Annotated in this window: 17 protein-coding genes; 14 read left to right on the forward strand and 3 right to left on the reverse strand. The window is 64.1% G+C overall.

The features are described from left to right. The first annotated feature begins 11 nt into the window (after positions 1-11). Complete coding sequence (locus YU3_RS0102940) at positions 12-1,565, forward strand: trimethylamine methyltransferase family protein (RefSeq protein WP_027164839.1); 1,554 nt, start codon at positions 12-14, stop codon at positions 1,563-1,565. 16 nt (positions 1,566-1,581) lie between these two features. On the opposite strand, the gene YU3_RS41160 is transcribed toward YU3_RS0102940, so the two are convergent. Next, positions 1,582-1,746, reverse strand: a complete 165-nt coding sequence (locus tag YU3_RS41160) for a hypothetical protein (RefSeq protein ID WP_198021626.1) — start codon at positions 1,744-1,746, stop codon at positions 1,582-1,584. 195 nt (positions 1,747-1,941) lie between these two features. Then, positions 1,942-3,567 (reverse strand): chaperonin GroEL, encoded by a 1,626-nt coding sequence (groL, locus tag YU3_RS0102950; protein WP_027164840.1) that lies wholly within the window; start codon positions 3,565-3,567, stop codon positions 1,942-1,944. A gap of 247 nt (positions 3,568-3,814) precedes the next feature. Here groL and YU3_RS0102955 point away from each other — a divergent pair, with 247 nt between their 5' ends. From YU3_RS0102955 to YU3_RS0102965, 3 genes are all read left to right on the forward strand, one after another. Beyond that, entirely contained in the window at positions 3,815-4,078 is a 264-nt protein-coding gene (locus YU3_RS0102955) for a hypothetical protein (RefSeq protein ID WP_027164841.1), read from the forward strand. Further along, positions 4,075-4,341 (forward strand): DUF1488 domain-containing protein, encoded by a 267-nt coding sequence (locus YU3_RS0102960; RefSeq protein WP_027164842.1) that lies wholly within the window; start codon positions 4,075-4,077, stop codon positions 4,339-4,341. The genes YU3_RS0102955 and YU3_RS0102960 overlap by 4 nt, the downstream gene beginning before the upstream one ends. 176 nt (positions 4,342-4,517) lie before the next feature. Continuing rightward, complete coding sequence (locus YU3_RS0102965; RefSeq protein ID WP_027164843.1) at positions 4,518-4,925, forward strand: DUF3168 domain-containing protein; 408 nt, start codon at positions 4,518-4,520, stop codon at positions 4,923-4,925. A 70-nt stretch (positions 4,926-4,995) separates the two neighbouring features. Here the strand turns inward: YU3_RS0102965 and YU3_RS0102970 are convergent, their stop codons facing one another. Next, entirely contained in the window at positions 4,996-5,382 is a 387-nt protein-coding gene (locus YU3_RS0102970; RefSeq protein ID WP_027164844.1) for an ester cyclase, read from the reverse strand. Positions 5,383-5,607: 225 nt separating this feature from the next. Between YU3_RS0102970 and YU3_RS0102975 the strand changes: the two genes are divergently transcribed. From YU3_RS0102975 to YU3_RS0103020, 10 genes are all read left to right on the forward strand, one after another. After that, entirely contained in the window at positions 5,608-5,907 is a 300-nt protein-coding gene (locus tag YU3_RS0102975; protein ID WP_027164845.1) for a hypothetical protein, read from the forward strand. Positions 5,908-5,969: 62 nt separating this feature from the next. Then, positions 5,970-6,635: a response regulator transcription factor gene (locus tag YU3_RS0102980; RefSeq protein WP_027164846.1), complete on the forward strand. Its 666-nt coding sequence runs from the start codon at positions 5,970-5,972 to the stop codon at positions 6,633-6,635. Further along, a complete protein-coding gene (locus tag YU3_RS0102985) occupies positions 6,619-8,046 on the forward strand; it encodes an ATP-binding protein (RefSeq protein WP_027164847.1) in 1,428 nt (475 codons plus the stop codon). Before YU3_RS0102980 ends, YU3_RS0102985 begins: the two co-directional genes overlap by 17 nt. Positions 8,047-8,183: 137 nt before the next feature. Continuing rightward, positions 8,184-8,621, forward strand: coding sequence for a hypothetical protein (locus YU3_RS0102990; RefSeq protein ID WP_027164848.1), 438 nt, complete (start codon positions 8,184-8,186; stop codon positions 8,619-8,621). Positions 8,622-8,731: 110 nt separating this feature from the next. After that, on the forward strand, positions 8,732-9,868 hold the full coding sequence (gene ccmI / locus YU3_RS0102995; protein ID WP_027164849.1) for a c-type cytochrome biogenesis protein CcmI: 1,137 nt from the start codon (positions 8,732-8,734) through the stop codon (positions 9,866-9,868). A gap of 4 nt (positions 9,869-9,872) precedes the next feature. Further along, entirely contained in the window at positions 9,873-10,313 is a 441-nt protein-coding gene (gene ccmE / locus YU3_RS0103000) for a cytochrome c maturation protein CcmE (protein ID WP_027164850.1), read from the forward strand. Between the two features lie 2 nt (positions 10,314-10,315). Continuing rightward, positions 10,316-12,298, forward strand: a complete 1,983-nt coding sequence (locus YU3_RS0103005) for a heme lyase CcmF/NrfE family subunit (protein ID WP_027164851.1) — start codon at positions 10,316-10,318, stop codon at positions 12,296-12,298. Then, the gene (locus YU3_RS0103010; protein WP_027164852.1) at positions 12,295-12,762 is read left to right on the forward strand and encodes a cytochrome c-type biogenesis protein; all 468 of its coding nucleotides are present in this window, start codon (positions 12,295-12,297) and stop codon (positions 12,760-12,762) included. The genes YU3_RS0103005 and YU3_RS0103010 overlap by 4 nt, the downstream gene beginning before the upstream one ends. A gap of 400 nt (positions 12,763-13,162) precedes the next feature. Beyond that, positions 13,163-14,719: a Do family serine endopeptidase gene (locus tag YU3_RS0103015; protein ID WP_027164853.1), complete on the forward strand. Its 1,557-nt coding sequence runs from the start codon at positions 13,163-13,165 to the stop codon at positions 14,717-14,719. A 365-nt stretch (positions 14,720-15,084) separates the two neighbouring features. Continuing rightward, the gene (locus YU3_RS0103020) at positions 15,085-15,759 is read left to right on the forward strand and encodes a response regulator transcription factor (RefSeq protein ID WP_027164854.1); all 675 of its coding nucleotides are present in this window, start codon (positions 15,085-15,087) and stop codon (positions 15,757-15,759) included. The last annotated feature ends 8 nt before the right edge of the window (positions 15,760-15,767 follow it).

Raw genomic sequence — 15,767 nt, forward strand, 5'->3', positions numbered from 1 at the left:
GAGGAACCGCCATGATTGACGAGGCCGCACGTGATCTCAGGCGCGAGCGCCGGCGGGGGCGCACCGGCGAGGCGGGCAGCGAGTCGAGCCGTCATCCGAACTACCGGTCGCTGAAGAACCCCTTCCTGCCGCAGCCGATCTTTTCCGACGACCAGGTGGCGGCCATCCACGATACCGCGCTGCGCGTGCTGGAAGATCTCGGCATCAAGGTGCTGCTGTCCGAGGCGCGGGCGATCTACGCCAAGGCCGGTGCATTGGTCGACGAGGACAGCCAGATGGTGAAGATCGGCCGCGACATGGTCGAGGCCGCGCTCGCCGCGGCGCCGCGCTCGATCCCCGCCCTCGGCGGCGACCGCTCGCGCGATTTGACGCTCGAGCTCGGCTCGATGACCTTCCTGGCCGGATCCGGCGCCCCCAATGTCACCGATCTCGAACGCGGCCGCCGGCCGGGGACGCTCGCCGCCTTCGAGGAATTCATCAAGCTGATCCAGCATTTCGACGTGCTGCATATGCTCGGCCCCTGCGTCGAGCCGCAGGACATCGACAACCGCCTGCGCCACTACGCCTCCAACCGGGCGCAACTGACGCTGTCGGACAAGTTCCCGTTCGTCTTCGCGCGCGGCGCGCCGCAGGTCGAGGATGGTTTCGAGATGATCCGCCTGGCGCGCGGTTTATCCGAGGATCAGTTCCGCGCCGGTGCCTATTGCTACACCGTCATCAACACCAACTCGCCGCGCCAACTGGACATCCCGATGGCGCAAGGCATCATCGATTTCGCCAAGGCCGGTCAGGTCCTGATCATCACGCCCTTCTGCCTGGCCGGCGCGATGGCGCCGATCACGGTCGCCGGCGCGCTGACGCTGCAGCATGCCGAAGCGCTTGCCGGCCTGACGCTTGCCCAGATCGTGCGGCCCGGCGCGCCGGTGGTCTACGGCTCATTCTCGTCCAATGTCGACATGAAGTCGGGCGCTCCGGCCTTCGGCACGCCGGAACATATCAAGGCGACGCTGGGGGCCGGCCAACTGGCCCGCTACACCGGCTTGCCCTGGCGCTCCGGCGGCGGCAGCGCCGCCAACATTTCCGACGCGCAGGCCGCGCATGAGACGCAGTTCGCGCTGTGGGGCTCGGTGCTTGCGGGCGCCACCGTCTGCATCCACTCCGCCGGCTGGCTGGAAGGCGGCCTGAGCGTTTCCCTGGAAAAGCTGATCACCGACATCGAGGCGCTGCAGACCATCGCCGAGCTTTGCGCGCGCACGCCGGGCGATGCCGATGCCATCGGCTTCGAGGCCATCGCCGAAGTGCAGCCGGGCGGTCATTTCTTCTCGGCCACCCACACCATGGCCCGCTACCGTACGGCCTTCTACGAGCCGTTGGTGGCCGACTGGTCGAATTTCGGCAATTGGACGCAGTCCGGCTCGAAGACGGCGACCGAGCGCGCGACCGGCATCTGGAAGCGGATTCTCGCCGACTTTCAGCCGCCGCCGACTGCTGCCGCCACCGCCGATGTCCTCGACGAGTTCATCGCGCGGCGCACCAAGGAAGGCGGCGCCGCCCCGGTGTCGTGACCGCGACAAGCGCCCATTACATTGGGCGCTTGTCGCCGACCTTTTGCGGGTCCTCGCGCACAGTCTCGGCATCGGCTTTCCGGTGCTTTTCCGCGGCAAGCCGGCGGATACGATCGAAGCGGTTCTCCTCGGCTGCTTCAGTCGTCGGCGCGGCAATCGGCTTCGGTGCGAACGTGATCATTCGTCGATCCCTTCCTTTTGGTTGGTATCCGGATCAGCGGTCGAGCTTGTCGGCGCCTGCTGTCGCAAAGCTTGCTTGCGGCAGGGATTGGTTAATGCATGTCGCCCAGAAGTGTGCAGCGGTTCTGGGACAACGACATGCATAAAAACAAAGACTTAAAGCGTGTCGCCTGAATCCGTTTCAGCGCGACACGCTTTAGTAGCCCATGCCGCCGCCGCCGGGAGAAGGCGCTGCATCCTTGGCCGGTATGTCGGTGATCATGGCCTCGGCGGTGATCAACAGCGCCGCGATCGAACAGGCGTCCTGAAGTGCGGTCCGCACCACCTTTGCCGGGTCGACGATACCGGCCTTGATCATGTCGACATAGATTTCGTTCTGGGCGTCGAAACCCCGATTGGGGTCCTTGCTGTCGGACAGCTTGCCGACGACGATCGAGCCTTCGACGCCGGAATTCTCGGCGATCTGGCGGATCGGCGCCTCGAGCGCCCTGAGCACGATCGAAATGCCGGCCGTCACATCGGCATTGGCGCCCGTCAGTCCGGCCAGGGCCGACCTGGCTCGCAGCAACGCCACGCCACCGCCTGGAACAATGCCTTCTTCGACAGCGGCGCGCGTGGCGTTCAGCGCATCGTCGATGCGGTCCTTCTTTTCCTTGACCTCAGACTCGGTGGCGCCGCCGACGCGGATTACCGCGACGCCGCCGGAAAGCTTGGCCAGCCGCTCCTGCAGCTTTTCCTTGTCGTAATCGGATGTGGTTTCCTCGATCTGTCCCCTGATCTGGGCGATGCGCGCCTGGATGTCGGCCTTGCTGCCGGCGCCGTCGATGATCGTTGTGGTGTCCTTGTCGATCAGCACGCGCTTGGCGCGGCCGAGCATGTCGAGGGTGACGTTCTCCAGCTTGATGCCGAGATCTTCCGATATCATCTGGCCGGCGGTGAGCACGGCAATGTCTTCCAGCATAGCCTTGCGGCGGTCGCCGAAGCCGGGCGCCTTGACGGCCGCTACCTTGAGGCCGCCGCGCAGCTTGTTGACGACCAGCGTCGCCAGCGCTTCGCCCTCGACGTCCTCGGAGATGATCAGCAGCGGCCTGCCGCTCTGCACGACGGCTTCCAGGATCGGCAACAGCGCCTGCAGGTTGCCGAGCTTCTTTTCGTGGATGAGGACGTAAGGCTCCTCCAACTCGGCGCGCATCTTGTCGGCGTTGGTGACGAAATAGGGCGAGAGATAGCCGCGGTCGAACTGCATGCCCTCGACGACGTCGAGCTCGGTGTCGGCGGTCTTGGCTTCCTCGACGGTGATGACGCCGTCATTGCCGACTTTGTTCATCGCCTTGGCGATCATGGCCCCGACGGTGTCGTCGCCATTGGCGGCAATGGTGCCGACCTGCGCGATCTCGCCCGAGGACTTGACCTTCTTGGCCCGCGCCTGGATTTCCTTGACCACAGCCGCAACCGCCTGGTCGATGCCGCGCTTGAGGTCCATCGGGTTCATGCCGGCGGCCACGAGCTTGGCACCTTCGCGCAGGATCGAAGCGGCCAGCACCGTGGCTGTGGTAGTGCCGTCACCGGCAAGGTCATTGGTCTTCGAGGCCACTTCGCGCACCATTTGCGCGCCCATGTTCTCGAACTTGTCGGCGAGCTCGATCTCTTTGGCGACAGTGACGCCGTCCTTGGTGATGCGCGGCGCCCCGTAGGCCTTGTCGATGACGACGTTACGGCCCTTGGGGCCGAGCGTCACCTTGACCGCGTTGTTGAGGAGCTCGACGCCGCGCAGCATGCGGTCGCGGGCATCGGTGGAGAATTTAATTTCCTTGGCGGGCATGATTTTTTCCAGTTCGGGCCGCCATAGCTGGCTGCTGCCTTCTTATAGACCTGCTGGCACTCGATAGATAGGAGTGCCAAAAATTATTCGTGGGCATCGGAAAATATTGAAAAGTATTAATTTGAAGATCGGATCCAGTGATTCGAACGGATCAAAATATCTAGAAAATTGAAATTTCAGTTGTGAATAACTATCTTAACAGGTGAATTCATTTCGCTGCGCCAGCCGTAAAAAGGAGATTTCGACGATGGCCGAAGGCAGTCAAACCATTATGGAAAAAGCTGAAGCCCGCTTCCTGGAAAAGCAGAAGAAAACTGTGGAGCGAAACAAGGCAACGGCTGAGTATCTGTCTGAGGCGAAGGCCAGGACGATCAAGACGGCAAGGCTGAGGGAGTTGCGGCTGGCCAAGGAGGAGGCCGACCGTGTTGCCGAAGCCTTGAACCCTGCGCCGAAAAAGAAGCGGGCACCGCGGACGGTGAAGAAGGCCGATTCGACGGAGGTAAAATCATGAGCCTTACATTCCCCAACCGAAGCCGCAGCTATGACGAGGCTGGCAGACGAATTCGCTTCGTCGGCCATGACGGCATGTTCCAGATCTCCTTCTCTGTCGCCGCGGATGCCATTTCCAATGCACCGCCAGGAACGGCGACCGCCGAAGCAACCTATCTGGCGGCCTTCGACACGGCTTCCGGCTCCATCCATGACGTCGCCAGCAAGGCCTACGCCCGCACTCGCAAGAGCATATATGTGCTGACCGCCGCCGATTTCGGCTGATTGGGGCCTATTTCGCCTGAATTGGATTGTGACGTCTTTTGATTGCCGCACGCTATCCGACAGATGTAGACGGTGTCAGGCCTGCGACCGGCTGGTCGCGGAAGCCTCGTGATCTGGCGCCGCAAGTTGAAGGTGGTTACGTTGCGCCGCGAAGGCTTGGTGGCGAAGGGAGAGAAATGACGACGCCTGACGATTTGATGCAGGCCTTGTTCCTGCGGCTGAAGACCGACGCCTCGCTGTCGGCGCTGCTGGGCGGCATCGGCCTGCTCGAAAGCGCAAGCGACAAAGCGGCATTTCCCAACGTCACTTACGGCCGCACCAGCGCCTTTGACCTCGAGACCGGCGCCGACGATGACAGTGACCAACTCGTCACCTTTCACATCTGGTCGAAGGCCCAGGGCGAGGCCGAGACACGCCTCATCATGGACAGCATCAGGTCGCGCCTCGATGGCGCGGCGTTTTCCATCGGTTCGCGCGGCCAGACCCGCCTGTCGCTGGAATTCGCCGAAGCCCGCTACGACGAGGACCTTGCGGTCCATCATGGATTGCTGCGCTTCCGCGCGTTGACCCAGGACGCAGCCTGAGAAGCTGGCGCTACGCAATTCCAGGAAAGTGCGTTGCGGTTTTTCGTCCGCAATTGCGTAAAACAAATACCTAAAGCTGCGCCTGGATGGCGGCCTTGTCGATGACCGACCAGACCTCGCTTATGCGGCTGTCGTGGAATTCGTAGAAAACGTTCTCGGCGAAAGAAACGCGCTTGCCGTGGACGGGCAGGCCGAACAGCATGCCCTTGGGATGGCAGTCGAAATGCAACCGGGCCGCCACGCGCGGCGGCTCCGAAATCAACAGTTCGATATTGAATCGCAGGTCGGGAATGGCCTCGAAATCACTCTCCAGCATGCGGCGATAGCCCGATAGCCCGATCGTCTCGCCGTTGTACTGAACCTCCTCGCCGACGAAGCGGCCGAGATTACCCCAATCCTGGTCGTTCAGGCAGGCGATGTAGTCCCGGTAGAGATCGGCGATATCCTCGCGCGCCATCGCATGCTCCTATGGTTGGTGCGGGCTGTCCTACACTAGCTAGGGCAGGGCGGAGAATCCGCATCCAAAAAGCGTAGCGGATCGAATGGTTTTCCGGCTATGAATTCAAAGCCCGGCTCGAGGGAGCCCCGGCATCGGCACTCGCGCAGGGGGTATTGCGGGCATGGATTTTCGGCCGTTCACTGTTCATTTCACGTTCAGCCCGTATGCGTTAGAACCGTGATCATGAAAAACCTTGGCCCTCCTCTCCGCAAAGCAGTACTGGCGCTTGCCGCAGCCGGCCTCTTTGCGTCGCAGGCGATCGCCCTGCCGCTCGTCGAGCCGTCGGTCGATCAGCCGGTCGTGCTCGCCACTGGTGATTGCTATGCCATCGGCCAGCAGGTCGCTGCGCAGAATGGCGGCACGCTGGCCAAGGCGTCGCAGGCAACGCGAGGCGGCCAGCAGGTCTGCGTCATCGTCGTGCTCGTCCCCGGCAAGGACGGCCAGCGTCCGCGCCGCTCGGAAATCGTCGTTCCGGCGGGCTGACCCTGTCGTTTCCCAGGCCGGCGGAATCGGCCTATACGTCTACCCAACAACAGGCTTCAACCATGCGCGTGCTCGTCGTCGAGGATGACAAGGATCTCAACCGGCAGTTGGCCGATGCGCTGGTCGATGCCGGCTATGTCGTCGACCGGGCCTATGACGGCGAGGAGGGCCATTTCCTTGGCGACACCGAGCCTTACGATGCCGTCGTCCTCGACATCGGCCTGCCGCAGATGGACGGCATCAGCGTCGTCGAGCGCTGGCGCCGCGGCGACCGCAAGATGCCGGTGCTGATCCTGACCGCACGCGACCGCTGGAGCGACAAGGTGGCTGGCATCGACGCCGGCGCTGACGACTATGTGACGAAACCCTTCCACATCGAGGAGGTGCTGGCGCGGGTGCGGGCGCTGATCCGGCGCGCGGCCGGCCATGCCTCGTCGGAACTCACCTGCGGGCCTCTGCGCCTCGACACCAAGGCGTCCAAGGCCGATGTGAACGGGGTGCCGCTCAAGCTCACCTCGCATGAATTCCGGCTGCTCGCCTACCTGATGCACCATATGGGCGAGGTGGTGTCGCGCACCGAGCTGGTCGAGCATCTCTATGACCAGGATTTCGATCGCGATTCCAACACCATCGAGGTGTTTGTCGGCCGGCTTCGCAAGAAGATGGGCATCGACATGATCGAAACCGTGCGTGGCATGGGCTATCGTATGCGTGAACCGGAGGCGTGACGCGGAACCGCTGCAGCCAACCATAAGCCCCCGGCCTTCGAAGCTGCGGCTTTGGCCGCGCTCGCTGACCTTTCGCGTCATCGCCTTTTCGACCATCTGGGCGATCCTGACGCTGGTCGTCATCTTCACTCTCATCACCACGCTTTACCGCCAGGCCAGCGAGCGCGGCTTCGACAGCCTGCTTTCGGCGCATCTGTTCAACCTGATCGGTTCGGTCGGCATTTCCGACAACGGCGCGCTGACCGGCTCGCCCGACCTCGGCGACCTGCGCTTTTCCGAGCCGAATTCCGGCTGGTACTGGTCGGTGGAGCCTGCCTCCGAAGGCGTGCATGGCGAGATCCATTCCTCCTCGATGACGACGTCGATCCTGTCGCCCAGCGTTGCCGAGGTTCCCTTCAACGCCACCTTCCAGCGCAGCTACTCGACCGAAGGTATCAAGGGCGAGGAGCTCACGGTGTTCGAAAGCGAGTTCGTTCTCGACGCCAAGAACCGCGCCGCCCGTTTCCGCGTCATGGGCAACCACAGCGAGCTCGAGCAGGAGATCGCCAGCTTCCAGCGCCGCCTGCTCACCTATCTCTCGCTGTTCGGCGTCGGCATGATCGCTATCAACGCCATCGCCATCCTCTTGGGGCTCCAGCCTTTGCGCCGGGTCCGCAATGCGCTCGCCATGGTGCGCGAAGGCACGGCGCAGCGCCTCGACGGCAGCTTCCCGGCCGAGATCGAACCGCTGGCCAGCGAGACCAACGCGCTGATCGAGAACAACCGGCGCATCGTCGAGCGCTCGCGCACCCAGGTCGGCAATCTTGCCCACTCACTGAAGACGCCTTTAGCCGTGCTGATCAATGAGGGCCGCGCGCTCGGCGGCGCCAAGGGCCAGCTGATCGCCGACCAGGCCGCCTCGATGCAGAAGCAGGTCGACCATTATCTGCAGCGCGCCCGCGTCGCCGCGCAGCGCGACAGCGTCGTTTTCCGCACGCCGGTTTCGCCGCTGGTCGAGCGCATGGTGCGCGTGCTGCAGAAACTCAACCCGCAAACGCGGCTGACGCTGTCGCTGCCGCCGGCCGAGATCGTCTTTGCCGGCGAGCGCGAGGATCTGGAGGAATTGCTTGGCAATCTGCTCGACAATGCGATGAAATGGGCAAAGAGCGCCGCTGCTGTTTCGGTCGCGCTCTCGCCGGGAATGAGCAACCTGTTTGAAATCGTTATAGAGGATGATGGCCCTGGCATTCCCGAGGACAGCGCGCGGGAAGTGTTGAAGCGTGGCAAGAGGTTGGACGAGACGAAGCCGGGAACAGGGCTCGGGCTGGCCATTGTCGCAGACCTCGTCAACGAGTATGGAGGCTCGCTGGCGCTGGAACGGTCCGGCATGGGCGGCTTGAGGGCGGTGGTGAGATTGCGGAGCCTTCATTGATGTTTTTTATCGATTTGCGTCTGGCCGCTGGTGGTCAAATTTCCGACAAATATCAACACTATGGCCGTGCAAATCCTTTGATGGCGCGGCCCCCAGTCCATCCAGTTCCATCCCGCTCGAGAGGACCGGTTGCCGGCATGAAGATCCGCGTCGCGCTCGTTTCCGCCCTGCTCGCCGTTTCCGGCTGCACGACGCTGGGCAGGGGTGGTCCAACCTCCCCGGTCACGCCTGTTTCGACGCCGCCCGCCGGCGGCAAGGTGTCGACCAGCATCGTCTCGGCGATGAATGGCGGGCTTGTCGGCGGATCGATCGGCTCGGGCCTCAGCGATGCCGAAAAGCGCAAGGGGCTGGAAGCGGAATACAAGGCGCTGGAATACAACACCAGCGGCCAGAAGGTGACGTGGAAGAGCGACAACTCCTCGCATTATGGCGAAGTCGTCGCCGCCCAGCCTTACCGGGTCGGCTCGCAGGATTGCCGCCAGTACACCCACACCGTCTACACCAGCGGCGCGGGCGTCACCGCGCGTGGCACCGCTTGCCGCAATTCCGACGGCAGCTGGACGCCGCTGACCTGACAGGTTTCGAACGAAATCAGGCCGACGGCCGACGGCCGACGGTGCGGCCGTCAAAGCGTCGCAGTATGCTTGTGTTGGCAGGGCAAGGCTCTGCCTTTATTGGAAGAGCCATGCTGTTCTGGGTCATAGCCGCAATCCTCACGCTGGGCGCCAGCCTGGCGGTGCTTCTGCCGCTTGCCGGCGGTATGAAGGGCGCGTCGCCGGCGGGCGATCACGACCTCGAAGTCTATCGCGACCAGCTTTCCGAGCTCGACCGCGACATGGCGCGCGGCCTGATCCAGCCGGGGGAGGCTGAAGAAGCGCGTGCCGAGATCGGCCGCCGCATCCTGCGTCTCGGCACGGCCGAGCGAACGGTCGCCGCCAATCCCGGCCCCTCGCGCAGCGCAAGATTGGTCGCCAGCGTGGCCGTGCTTGCGGTTCCGCTGCTGAGCTGGGGGCTCTACGGGGTGCTCGGCTCTCCCGATTTGCCCTCGCAGCCGTTGGCCGAACGTCTCGCCAAGAACCCGGCCGATTCCTCGGTCGACGAACTGGTTGCGCGCGCGGAAGCCCACCTTGCCGCCAATCCGTCTGACGGCAAGGGCTGGGACATTCTGGCGCCGATCTATCTTCGCCTGCAGCGCTTCCCTGACGCGGTGACTGCCTACCGCAACGCCATCCGCCTCGACGGCGACAGCGCGGTGCGCGAGTCAGGCCTCGGCGAGGCGATCGCGAGTGCGGCCGGCGGCATCGTTTCGGCCGACGCTCAAAATGCCTTCGAGGCGGCCCTGAAGCTCGATCCGGCCAACGCCAAGGCGAATTTCTACCTGGCGGTCGGCCTCGCCCAGGAAGGCAAGAAGGCCGACGCTGTTGCCGCCTGGCAAAAGATGCTCGGCCAGCTTGCGCCGGATTCGCTTTGGCGCAGCGCCGTCCAGCAGGCGCTGAGCGAGGCGGGCGAGCCGGCCGTCGCCTCGGGTACACCGGCGAATGGGCCGGATGCGCAACAGGTGGAAGCCGCGCGGCAGATGTCGCCGCAGGACCGGCAGGCGATGATCGAGACCATGGTCGCGGGCCTCGACGATCGCCTGAAGCAGAATCCCCACGACGAGGAAGGATGGATGCGCCTCATTCGTTCCTATGTCGTGCTCGGCAGGGCCGACCAGGCGCGCGAAGCGCTCGGCCGCGCTGTCGCCGCCTTTGGGGCGGACAGCGAACAGGCCAAGAAATTCACCGCCTTCGCCGCCTCGCTCGGCGTGACGGCGACGGAGTAAGGCAATGACGCGCAAGCAGAAGCGAATGTCTGTGATCCTGGCGGGGCTGGCTTTCCTCGCCGCCGCGACCGGGCTCACCTTCTATGCGCTTGGACAGAAGGCGTCCTATTTCTACATGCCGGCCGATCTTGCCGCAGCAAGCGTGCCGCCCGGGCAGCGCATACGGCTCGGCGGTCTGGTCGAGAAGGGCACCATCGTGCGCGGGCAGGGCGCCACCGTCGCCTTCTCGGTCACCGACGAGCAGAAATCGGTCAAGGTCACCTATACCGGCATCCTGCCCGATCTGTTCCGCGAGGAGCAGGGCGTCATCACCGAGGGCGCTTTCGGACCCGACGGCGTGTTTGTCGCCGACAGCGTTTTGGCCAAGCATGACGAGCGCTATATGCCCAAGGAAGTCGCCGACGGCCTGAAGGCAAAGGGCGTCTGGCAGGAAAGCACGAACTGACAATGGTAGAGACCGGACATTTCGCCCTTGTTCTTGCCTTTGCGCTGTCCCTGGTGCAGATGCTGGTGCCGCTCGTCGGCGCCCGCACCGGCAACCAGCGGCTGATGGCGGTTGGCGGTCCGGTCACCGTCACCGGCTTTGCGCTCACTGCGCTGTCCTTCGCCGCGCTTGCGAGCGCCTATGCCGGCTCCGACTTCTCTGTGGCGAGCGTGTGGGAGAACTCCCATTCGCTGCAGCCGATGATCTACAAGATCACCGGCACCTGGGGGAACCACGAAGGCTCGATGCTGCTTTGGGTTCTGATCCTGACCTTCTTCGGCGCGCTTGTCGCCGTCTTCGGCAACAACCTGCCGGCAACTTTGAAAGCCAATGTGCTGGCTGTGCAGGGCATGATCGGCGCCGCCTTCTTCCTGTTCATCCTGGCGACCTCCAATCCGTTTACCCGCCTCAATCCGGCGCCGATCGAAGGCCGCGACCTCAACCCGGTCCTGCAGGACCTCGGGCTCGCCATCCATCCGCCAATGCTCTATCTTGGCTATGTCGGCTTCTCTATCTGCTTCTCCTTCTCGGTCGCGGCGCTGATCGAAGGCCGCATCGACGCCTCCTGGGCGCGCTGGGTGCGGCCGTGGACGCTGGTCGCCTGGATGTTCCTCACCGGCGGCATCGCCATGGGGTCCTACTGGGCTTATTACGAGCTCGGCTGGGGCGGCTTCTGGTTCTGGGACCCGGTCGAGAACGCCTCCTTCATGCCGTGGCTCGCCGGCACCGCGCTGCTCCATTCGGCCATCGTCATGGAAAAGCGCTCGGCGCTCAAGATCTGGACGCTGCTGCTTGCGATCCTCACCTTCTCGCTGTCGCTGCTCGGCACCTTCCTGGTGCGCTCCGGCGTGCTGACCTCCGTGCATGCCTTCGCCACCGATCCGGCGCGCGGCGTCTTTATCCTGTGCATCCTGACGCTGTTCATCGGCGGCTCGCTGGCGCTGTTTGCGCTGCGAGCGTCGCGGCTGACGGTGGGCGGCCTGTTCCACCCGATCTCGCGCGAGGGTGCGCTGGTGCTGAACAACCTCTTCCTGACCACCGCCACCGCAACCGTGCTCGTCGGCACGCTCTACCCGCTGGCGCTGGAGGCGCTGACCGGCGGCAAGATCTCGGTCGGCGCGCCATTTTTCGACCTGACCTTCGGCCCGCTGATGCTGCCGCTGCTTGCGATCGTGCCGTTCGGCCCGCTACTCGCCTGGAAGCGCGGCGATGTGATTGCCGCCTCGCAACGTCTGATGGCGGCCTTCGCGCTGGCGATCGCCGCTATGCTGGTCACGGGCCTGTTCATCGACGGCGCCTCGGTGTTCGCCGCGCTCGGCGTCGGTCTCGCTGTCTGGCTGGTTGCCGGCGCGCTGACCGACCTTGCCGTCAAATCCGGTGTCGGCTCTGTGGCGCCGGCCGTCATGCTACGCCGCTTCGCCGGCCTGCCGCGCTCGGTTTTCGGCACGGCGCTTGCCCATCTCGGCCTTGGGCTGACCATGCTCGGCATCGTTGGCACGCTTTGCTTCGGCACCGAGAAAATCCTCTCGATGCGCCCCGGCGAGACGGTGGAGCTCTCCGGCCACACGCTGCGCTTCGAAGGGCTCTCCCCGCGGAAAGGCCCGAACTTCACCGAGGATCGCGGCCGCTTCCTGCTGATCTCGGATGGCAATGAAGATGGCGAGATCACCTCGGCCAAGCGCTTTTATCCGGTGCGCCAGACGGTGACGACGGAATCCGGCATCAGGACGCTGGGCTTGAGCCAGCTTTATCTGTCGCTCGGCGACGAGAACAATGATGGCTCCGTCGTCGTGCGCCTCTGGTGGAAGCCGCTGGTGACGCTGATCTGGGGCGGCGGCCTGGTGATGATGGCGGGCGCTGCCATGTCATTGCTCGACCGCCGCCTGCGCGTCGGCGCGCCGGCAAGGCGGCGCAAGCCAGCCGCCGCCTTGGCGAGCCCGACATGAGGGCAAGGTTTTCACTCGCCCCGCTGGTCCTGCTGCTGGCGCTGTTCTTCGCCGGCTCCGCCTTGGCGGTGAAGCCGGACGAGGTGTTGCAGGATCCGGTACTGGAGGCGAGGGCGCGCGCGCTGTCCGAAGGCCTGCGCTGCATGGTCTGCCAGAACCAGTCGATCGACGAATCCGATGCCGACCTTGCCCGCGACCTGCGCATCCTCTTGCGCCAGCGCCTTGTCGCCGGCGACACCGACCAGCAGGTGATGGACTACATCGTCTCGCGCTATGGCGAGTTCGTGCTACTCAAGCCGCCCTTCAGCCTGCGCAACGCGCTTTTGTGGGGCACGCCGGTGCTCCTGCTTCTGGCCGGCGGCCTGTTCATCTTGTTGAGCGCCCGGTCGCGGCGTCCAGCGGCGGACGACAGCACCCTGAGCGCCGAGGAACAAACGGCGCTTGAAAAGATATTGCATAACTGACGCACGAATTGCAGACCTCTGAGGTTGGTCGAACCCCCCGTGCGTCGCCATCCACGGGCGGAGCAAGGAGCGAAGCGACACGGCGCAGACCCGAGGATCCATTCCGTGACTTCGAGGCGTCGCGGCCGTCCAGAATTCTGCTCCGTGGCAGCCCTCGCGCCAGGTAACGGCATGGATCCCAGAGTCTCCGCGACGGAGCTTTGCTCCTGCTTCGCCCTGGAATGACGACGCCGCAGGTACTTCTACCAAGCATTCGAGCGCGGCAGACCCGTGGTCATCGTCGCCAACATTACAAAACTTTCATGTACCGGAAATGGCCCCGTAATGTGCGGCTCACTAATCCTCTTGCCCGAGGATGCTTCGCCTGAGCGCATCCGCGTCGATAGAGGATAAGAACCCCATGAATATTGCCCCCAATTCATACTCCCGCACCCGCAAGCGTCTGATGGCGGCTGCAGCGTCCCTGGCCGTTATCGGTGCGGTCGGCGCGGGCGCGCTCGCCACCGGCACCGCACCGGTGCTGGCCGATGCCGTGCGTGTCGAAGCCCCGCAGATGCCGAGCTTCGCCGATGTCGTCGAGCGCGTCTCGCCGGCGGTCGTCAGCGTCAAGGTCAAGGCCAAGATCCAGCCGACGGCCGACGACGGCTCCGACGATCAGGACGGCTTCGACAACCTGCCCGACAATCCGCAACTGCGCCAGTTCTTCAAGCAGTTCCGCGGCTTCGGCGATCAAGGCCAGGGTGGCCAGTTCGGCATGCGCCGCTTCGACCACCGCAACCATGGCAATGGCCAACCGCGCCCGGTCGCTCAAGGTTCGGGCTTCTTCATTTCCGAGGACGGCTACCTCGTCACCAACAACCACGTCGTCTCGGAAGGTTCGGACTTCACCGTCGTCACCAATGACGGCAAGGAACTCGACGCCAAGCTGATCGGCACCGATCCGCGCACCGACCTCGCCGTGCTGAAGGTCGATGGCGGCGGCAACAAGTTCACCTATGTCGACTTCGCCGACGATTCCAAGATCCGCATCGGCGACTGGGTGGTTGCCGTGGGCAATCCGTTCGGCCTCGGCGGCACCGTCACCGCCGGCATCGTATCGGCCCGCGGCCGCGATATCGGCGCCGGCCCCTATGACGACTTCATCCAGATCGACGCCTCGGTCAACCGCGGCAATTCGGGTGGCCCGACCTTCAACCTCAACGGCCAGGTGATCGGCATCAACACCGCCATCTTCTCGCCGTCGGGCGGCAGCGTCGGCATCGCCTTCGACATCCCGGCCTCGACCGCTAGGCAGGTCGTCGAAGATCTGATGAAGAACGGCTCCGTCCAGCGCGGCTGGCTCGGCGTCGAGATCCAGCCCGTCACCTCCGACATCGCCGAATCTCTCGGCCTGAAATCGGACAAGGGCGCGCTTGTCTCCAGCGCCCAGGATGCCGGTCCGGGCAAGAAGGCAGGCATCGTCGCCGGCGACGTTATCACCCAAATCGACGGCAAGGATGTCGCCTCGCCGAAGGAACTCGCCCGCATGATCGGCGCATTCGCGCCGGGCAAATCGGTCGATGTCACCGTCTGGCGCAACGGCAAGGACGAGACGGTCAAGGTCGACCTCGGCACGCTGCCCGCAAGCGACAAGCAGGCCTCGAACGACGACAACAACAAGCAGTCGGCGCCCGCCGCCAAGGCCGATACGCTGGCCGATCTTGGCCTGACCGTCACCAAGGCGGAAAACGGCAAGGGCCTGGTGGTCACCGACGTCGATCCCGACAGCGACGCCGCCGACCGCGGCATCCAGCCGGGCGACGTCATCACCTCGATCAACTCGAACGATGTGAACACCACCGACGACGTGTCGAAGGCCATGACGGATGCCGCCAAGGCCGGCCGCAAGGCGGTGCTGATGCAGATCACCCGCGACGACTCGAACCGCTTCGTGGCGCTGCCTGTCGGCAAGGGCTGATCTTTAGCTTCGTTTGACGCAATTTCAGGAAAACCGCTTCACACTTTTCCTGGAATTGCCCTGGCGACTTTTCCCTGCGGCGGCATCAACACCCCCGAGCCGTCGCCGGGAAAACATGGGGCCGAGCACGTAAGTCAGTCACCGTGTTTCGCTCCTGGCGGCAGCGGGTTTCCCATCACCCGCTGCCGCTTTATCGCATGTCGCCCAAAAGTGGGCACCGGTTTTGGGATCACGACATGCGGAACGAAACGCATGTCGCCCAAAAGTGGGCACCGGTTTCGGGAAGAAGACATGCGACTAATGAAGGCAAGGCAAGAAGAATGGCTGCCCCTCAAACTTCCAATGAAATCGCGTATAACGGTCCCATGAAGATTCTCGTCATGGAAGACGATCGCGAGGCAGCGGATTACTTGCAGAAAGCCTTCGCCGAGGCGGGGCACACCGCCCATGTCGCCGGCGACGGCGAGACCGGATTCGCGCTTGCCGATGCCGGCGACTATGACGTGATGGTGATCGACCGCCTGATGCCGCGCCGCGACGGCCTGTCGGTGATCGCGGCACTTCGCTCTCGGGGCAACACCACGCCGGTGCTGATCCTGTCGGCGCTGGGCGAGGTCGACGACCGCGTCACCGGACTGCGCGCCGGCGGCGACGATTACCTCACCAAACCCTACGCCTTTTCCGAATTGCTCGCCCGCGTCGAGGTGCTGAACCGCCGCGCCGGCGCGCGCGAGTCCGAGACCGTCTACCGCGTCGGCGACCTGGAGCTCGACCGGCTGTCGCATTCGGTCAAGCGCGCCGGGCGCGAGATCACGTTGCAGCCGCGCGAGTTCCGCCTGCTCGAATATCTGATGCGCCACGCCGGCCAGGTGGTGACGCGCACCATGCTTCTGGAAAATGTCTGGGACTATCATTTCGATCCGCAGACCAACGTCATCGACGTCCACGTCTCGCGCCTGCGCGGCAAGATCGAAAAAGGCTTCGACAAGCCGATCCTGCATACGATCCGCGGCGCCGGCTATATGCTGAAAGGCGGGTAAGGCCGATC

The organism is Mesorhizobium sp. WSM3224 (assembly GCF_000427725.1).
Classification (GTDB): domain Bacteria; phylum Pseudomonadota; class Alphaproteobacteria; order Rhizobiales; family Rhizobiaceae; genus Mesorhizobium.

Coding starts and splice junctions, on each gene's coding strand:
- YU3_RS0102940 (WP_027164839.1), top strand. CDS start 12: ATGATTGACGAGGCCGCACGTGATCTCAGGCGCGAGCGCCGGCGGGGG.
- YU3_RS41160 (WP_198021626.1), bottom strand. CDS start 1,746: ATGATCACGTTCGCACCGAAGCCGATTGCCGCGCCGACGACTGAAGCA.
- groL (WP_027164840.1), bottom strand. CDS start 3,567: ATGCCCGCCAAGGAAATTAAATTCTCCACCGATGCCCGCGACCGCATG.
- YU3_RS0102955 (WP_027164841.1), top strand. CDS start 3,815: ATGGCCGAAGGCAGTCAAACCATTATGGAAAAAGCTGAAGCCCGCTTC.
- YU3_RS0102960 (WP_027164842.1), top strand. CDS start 4,075: ATGAGCCTTACATTCCCCAACCGAAGCCGCAGCTATGACGAGGCTGGC.
- YU3_RS0102965 (WP_027164843.1), top strand. CDS start 4,518: ATGACGACGCCTGACGATTTGATGCAGGCCTTGTTCCTGCGGCTGAAG.
- YU3_RS0102970 (WP_027164844.1), bottom strand. CDS start 5,382: ATGGCGCGCGAGGATATCGCCGATCTCTACCGGGACTACATCGCCTGC.
- YU3_RS0102975 (WP_027164845.1), top strand. CDS start 5,608: ATGAAAAACCTTGGCCCTCCTCTCCGCAAAGCAGTACTGGCGCTTGCC.
- YU3_RS0102980 (WP_027164846.1), top strand. CDS start 5,970: ATGCGCGTGCTCGTCGTCGAGGATGACAAGGATCTCAACCGGCAGTTG.
- YU3_RS0102990 (WP_027164848.1), top strand. CDS start 8,184: ATGAAGATCCGCGTCGCGCTCGTTTCCGCCCTGCTCGCCGTTTCCGGC.
- ccmI (WP_027164849.1), top strand. CDS start 8,732: ATGCTGTTCTGGGTCATAGCCGCAATCCTCACGCTGGGCGCCAGCCTG.
- ccmE (WP_027164850.1), top strand. CDS start 9,873: ATGACGCGCAAGCAGAAGCGAATGTCTGTGATCCTGGCGGGGCTGGCT.
- YU3_RS0103005 (WP_027164851.1), top strand. CDS start 10,316: ATGGTAGAGACCGGACATTTCGCCCTTGTTCTTGCCTTTGCGCTGTCC.
- YU3_RS0103010 (WP_027164852.1), top strand. CDS start 12,295: ATGAGGGCAAGGTTTTCACTCGCCCCGCTGGTCCTGCTGCTGGCGCTG.
- YU3_RS0103015 (WP_027164853.1), top strand. CDS start 13,163: ATGAATATTGCCCCCAATTCATACTCCCGCACCCGCAAGCGTCTGATG.
- YU3_RS0103020 (WP_027164854.1), top strand. CDS start 15,085: ATGAAGATTCTCGTCATGGAAGACGATCGCGAGGCAGCGGATTACTTG.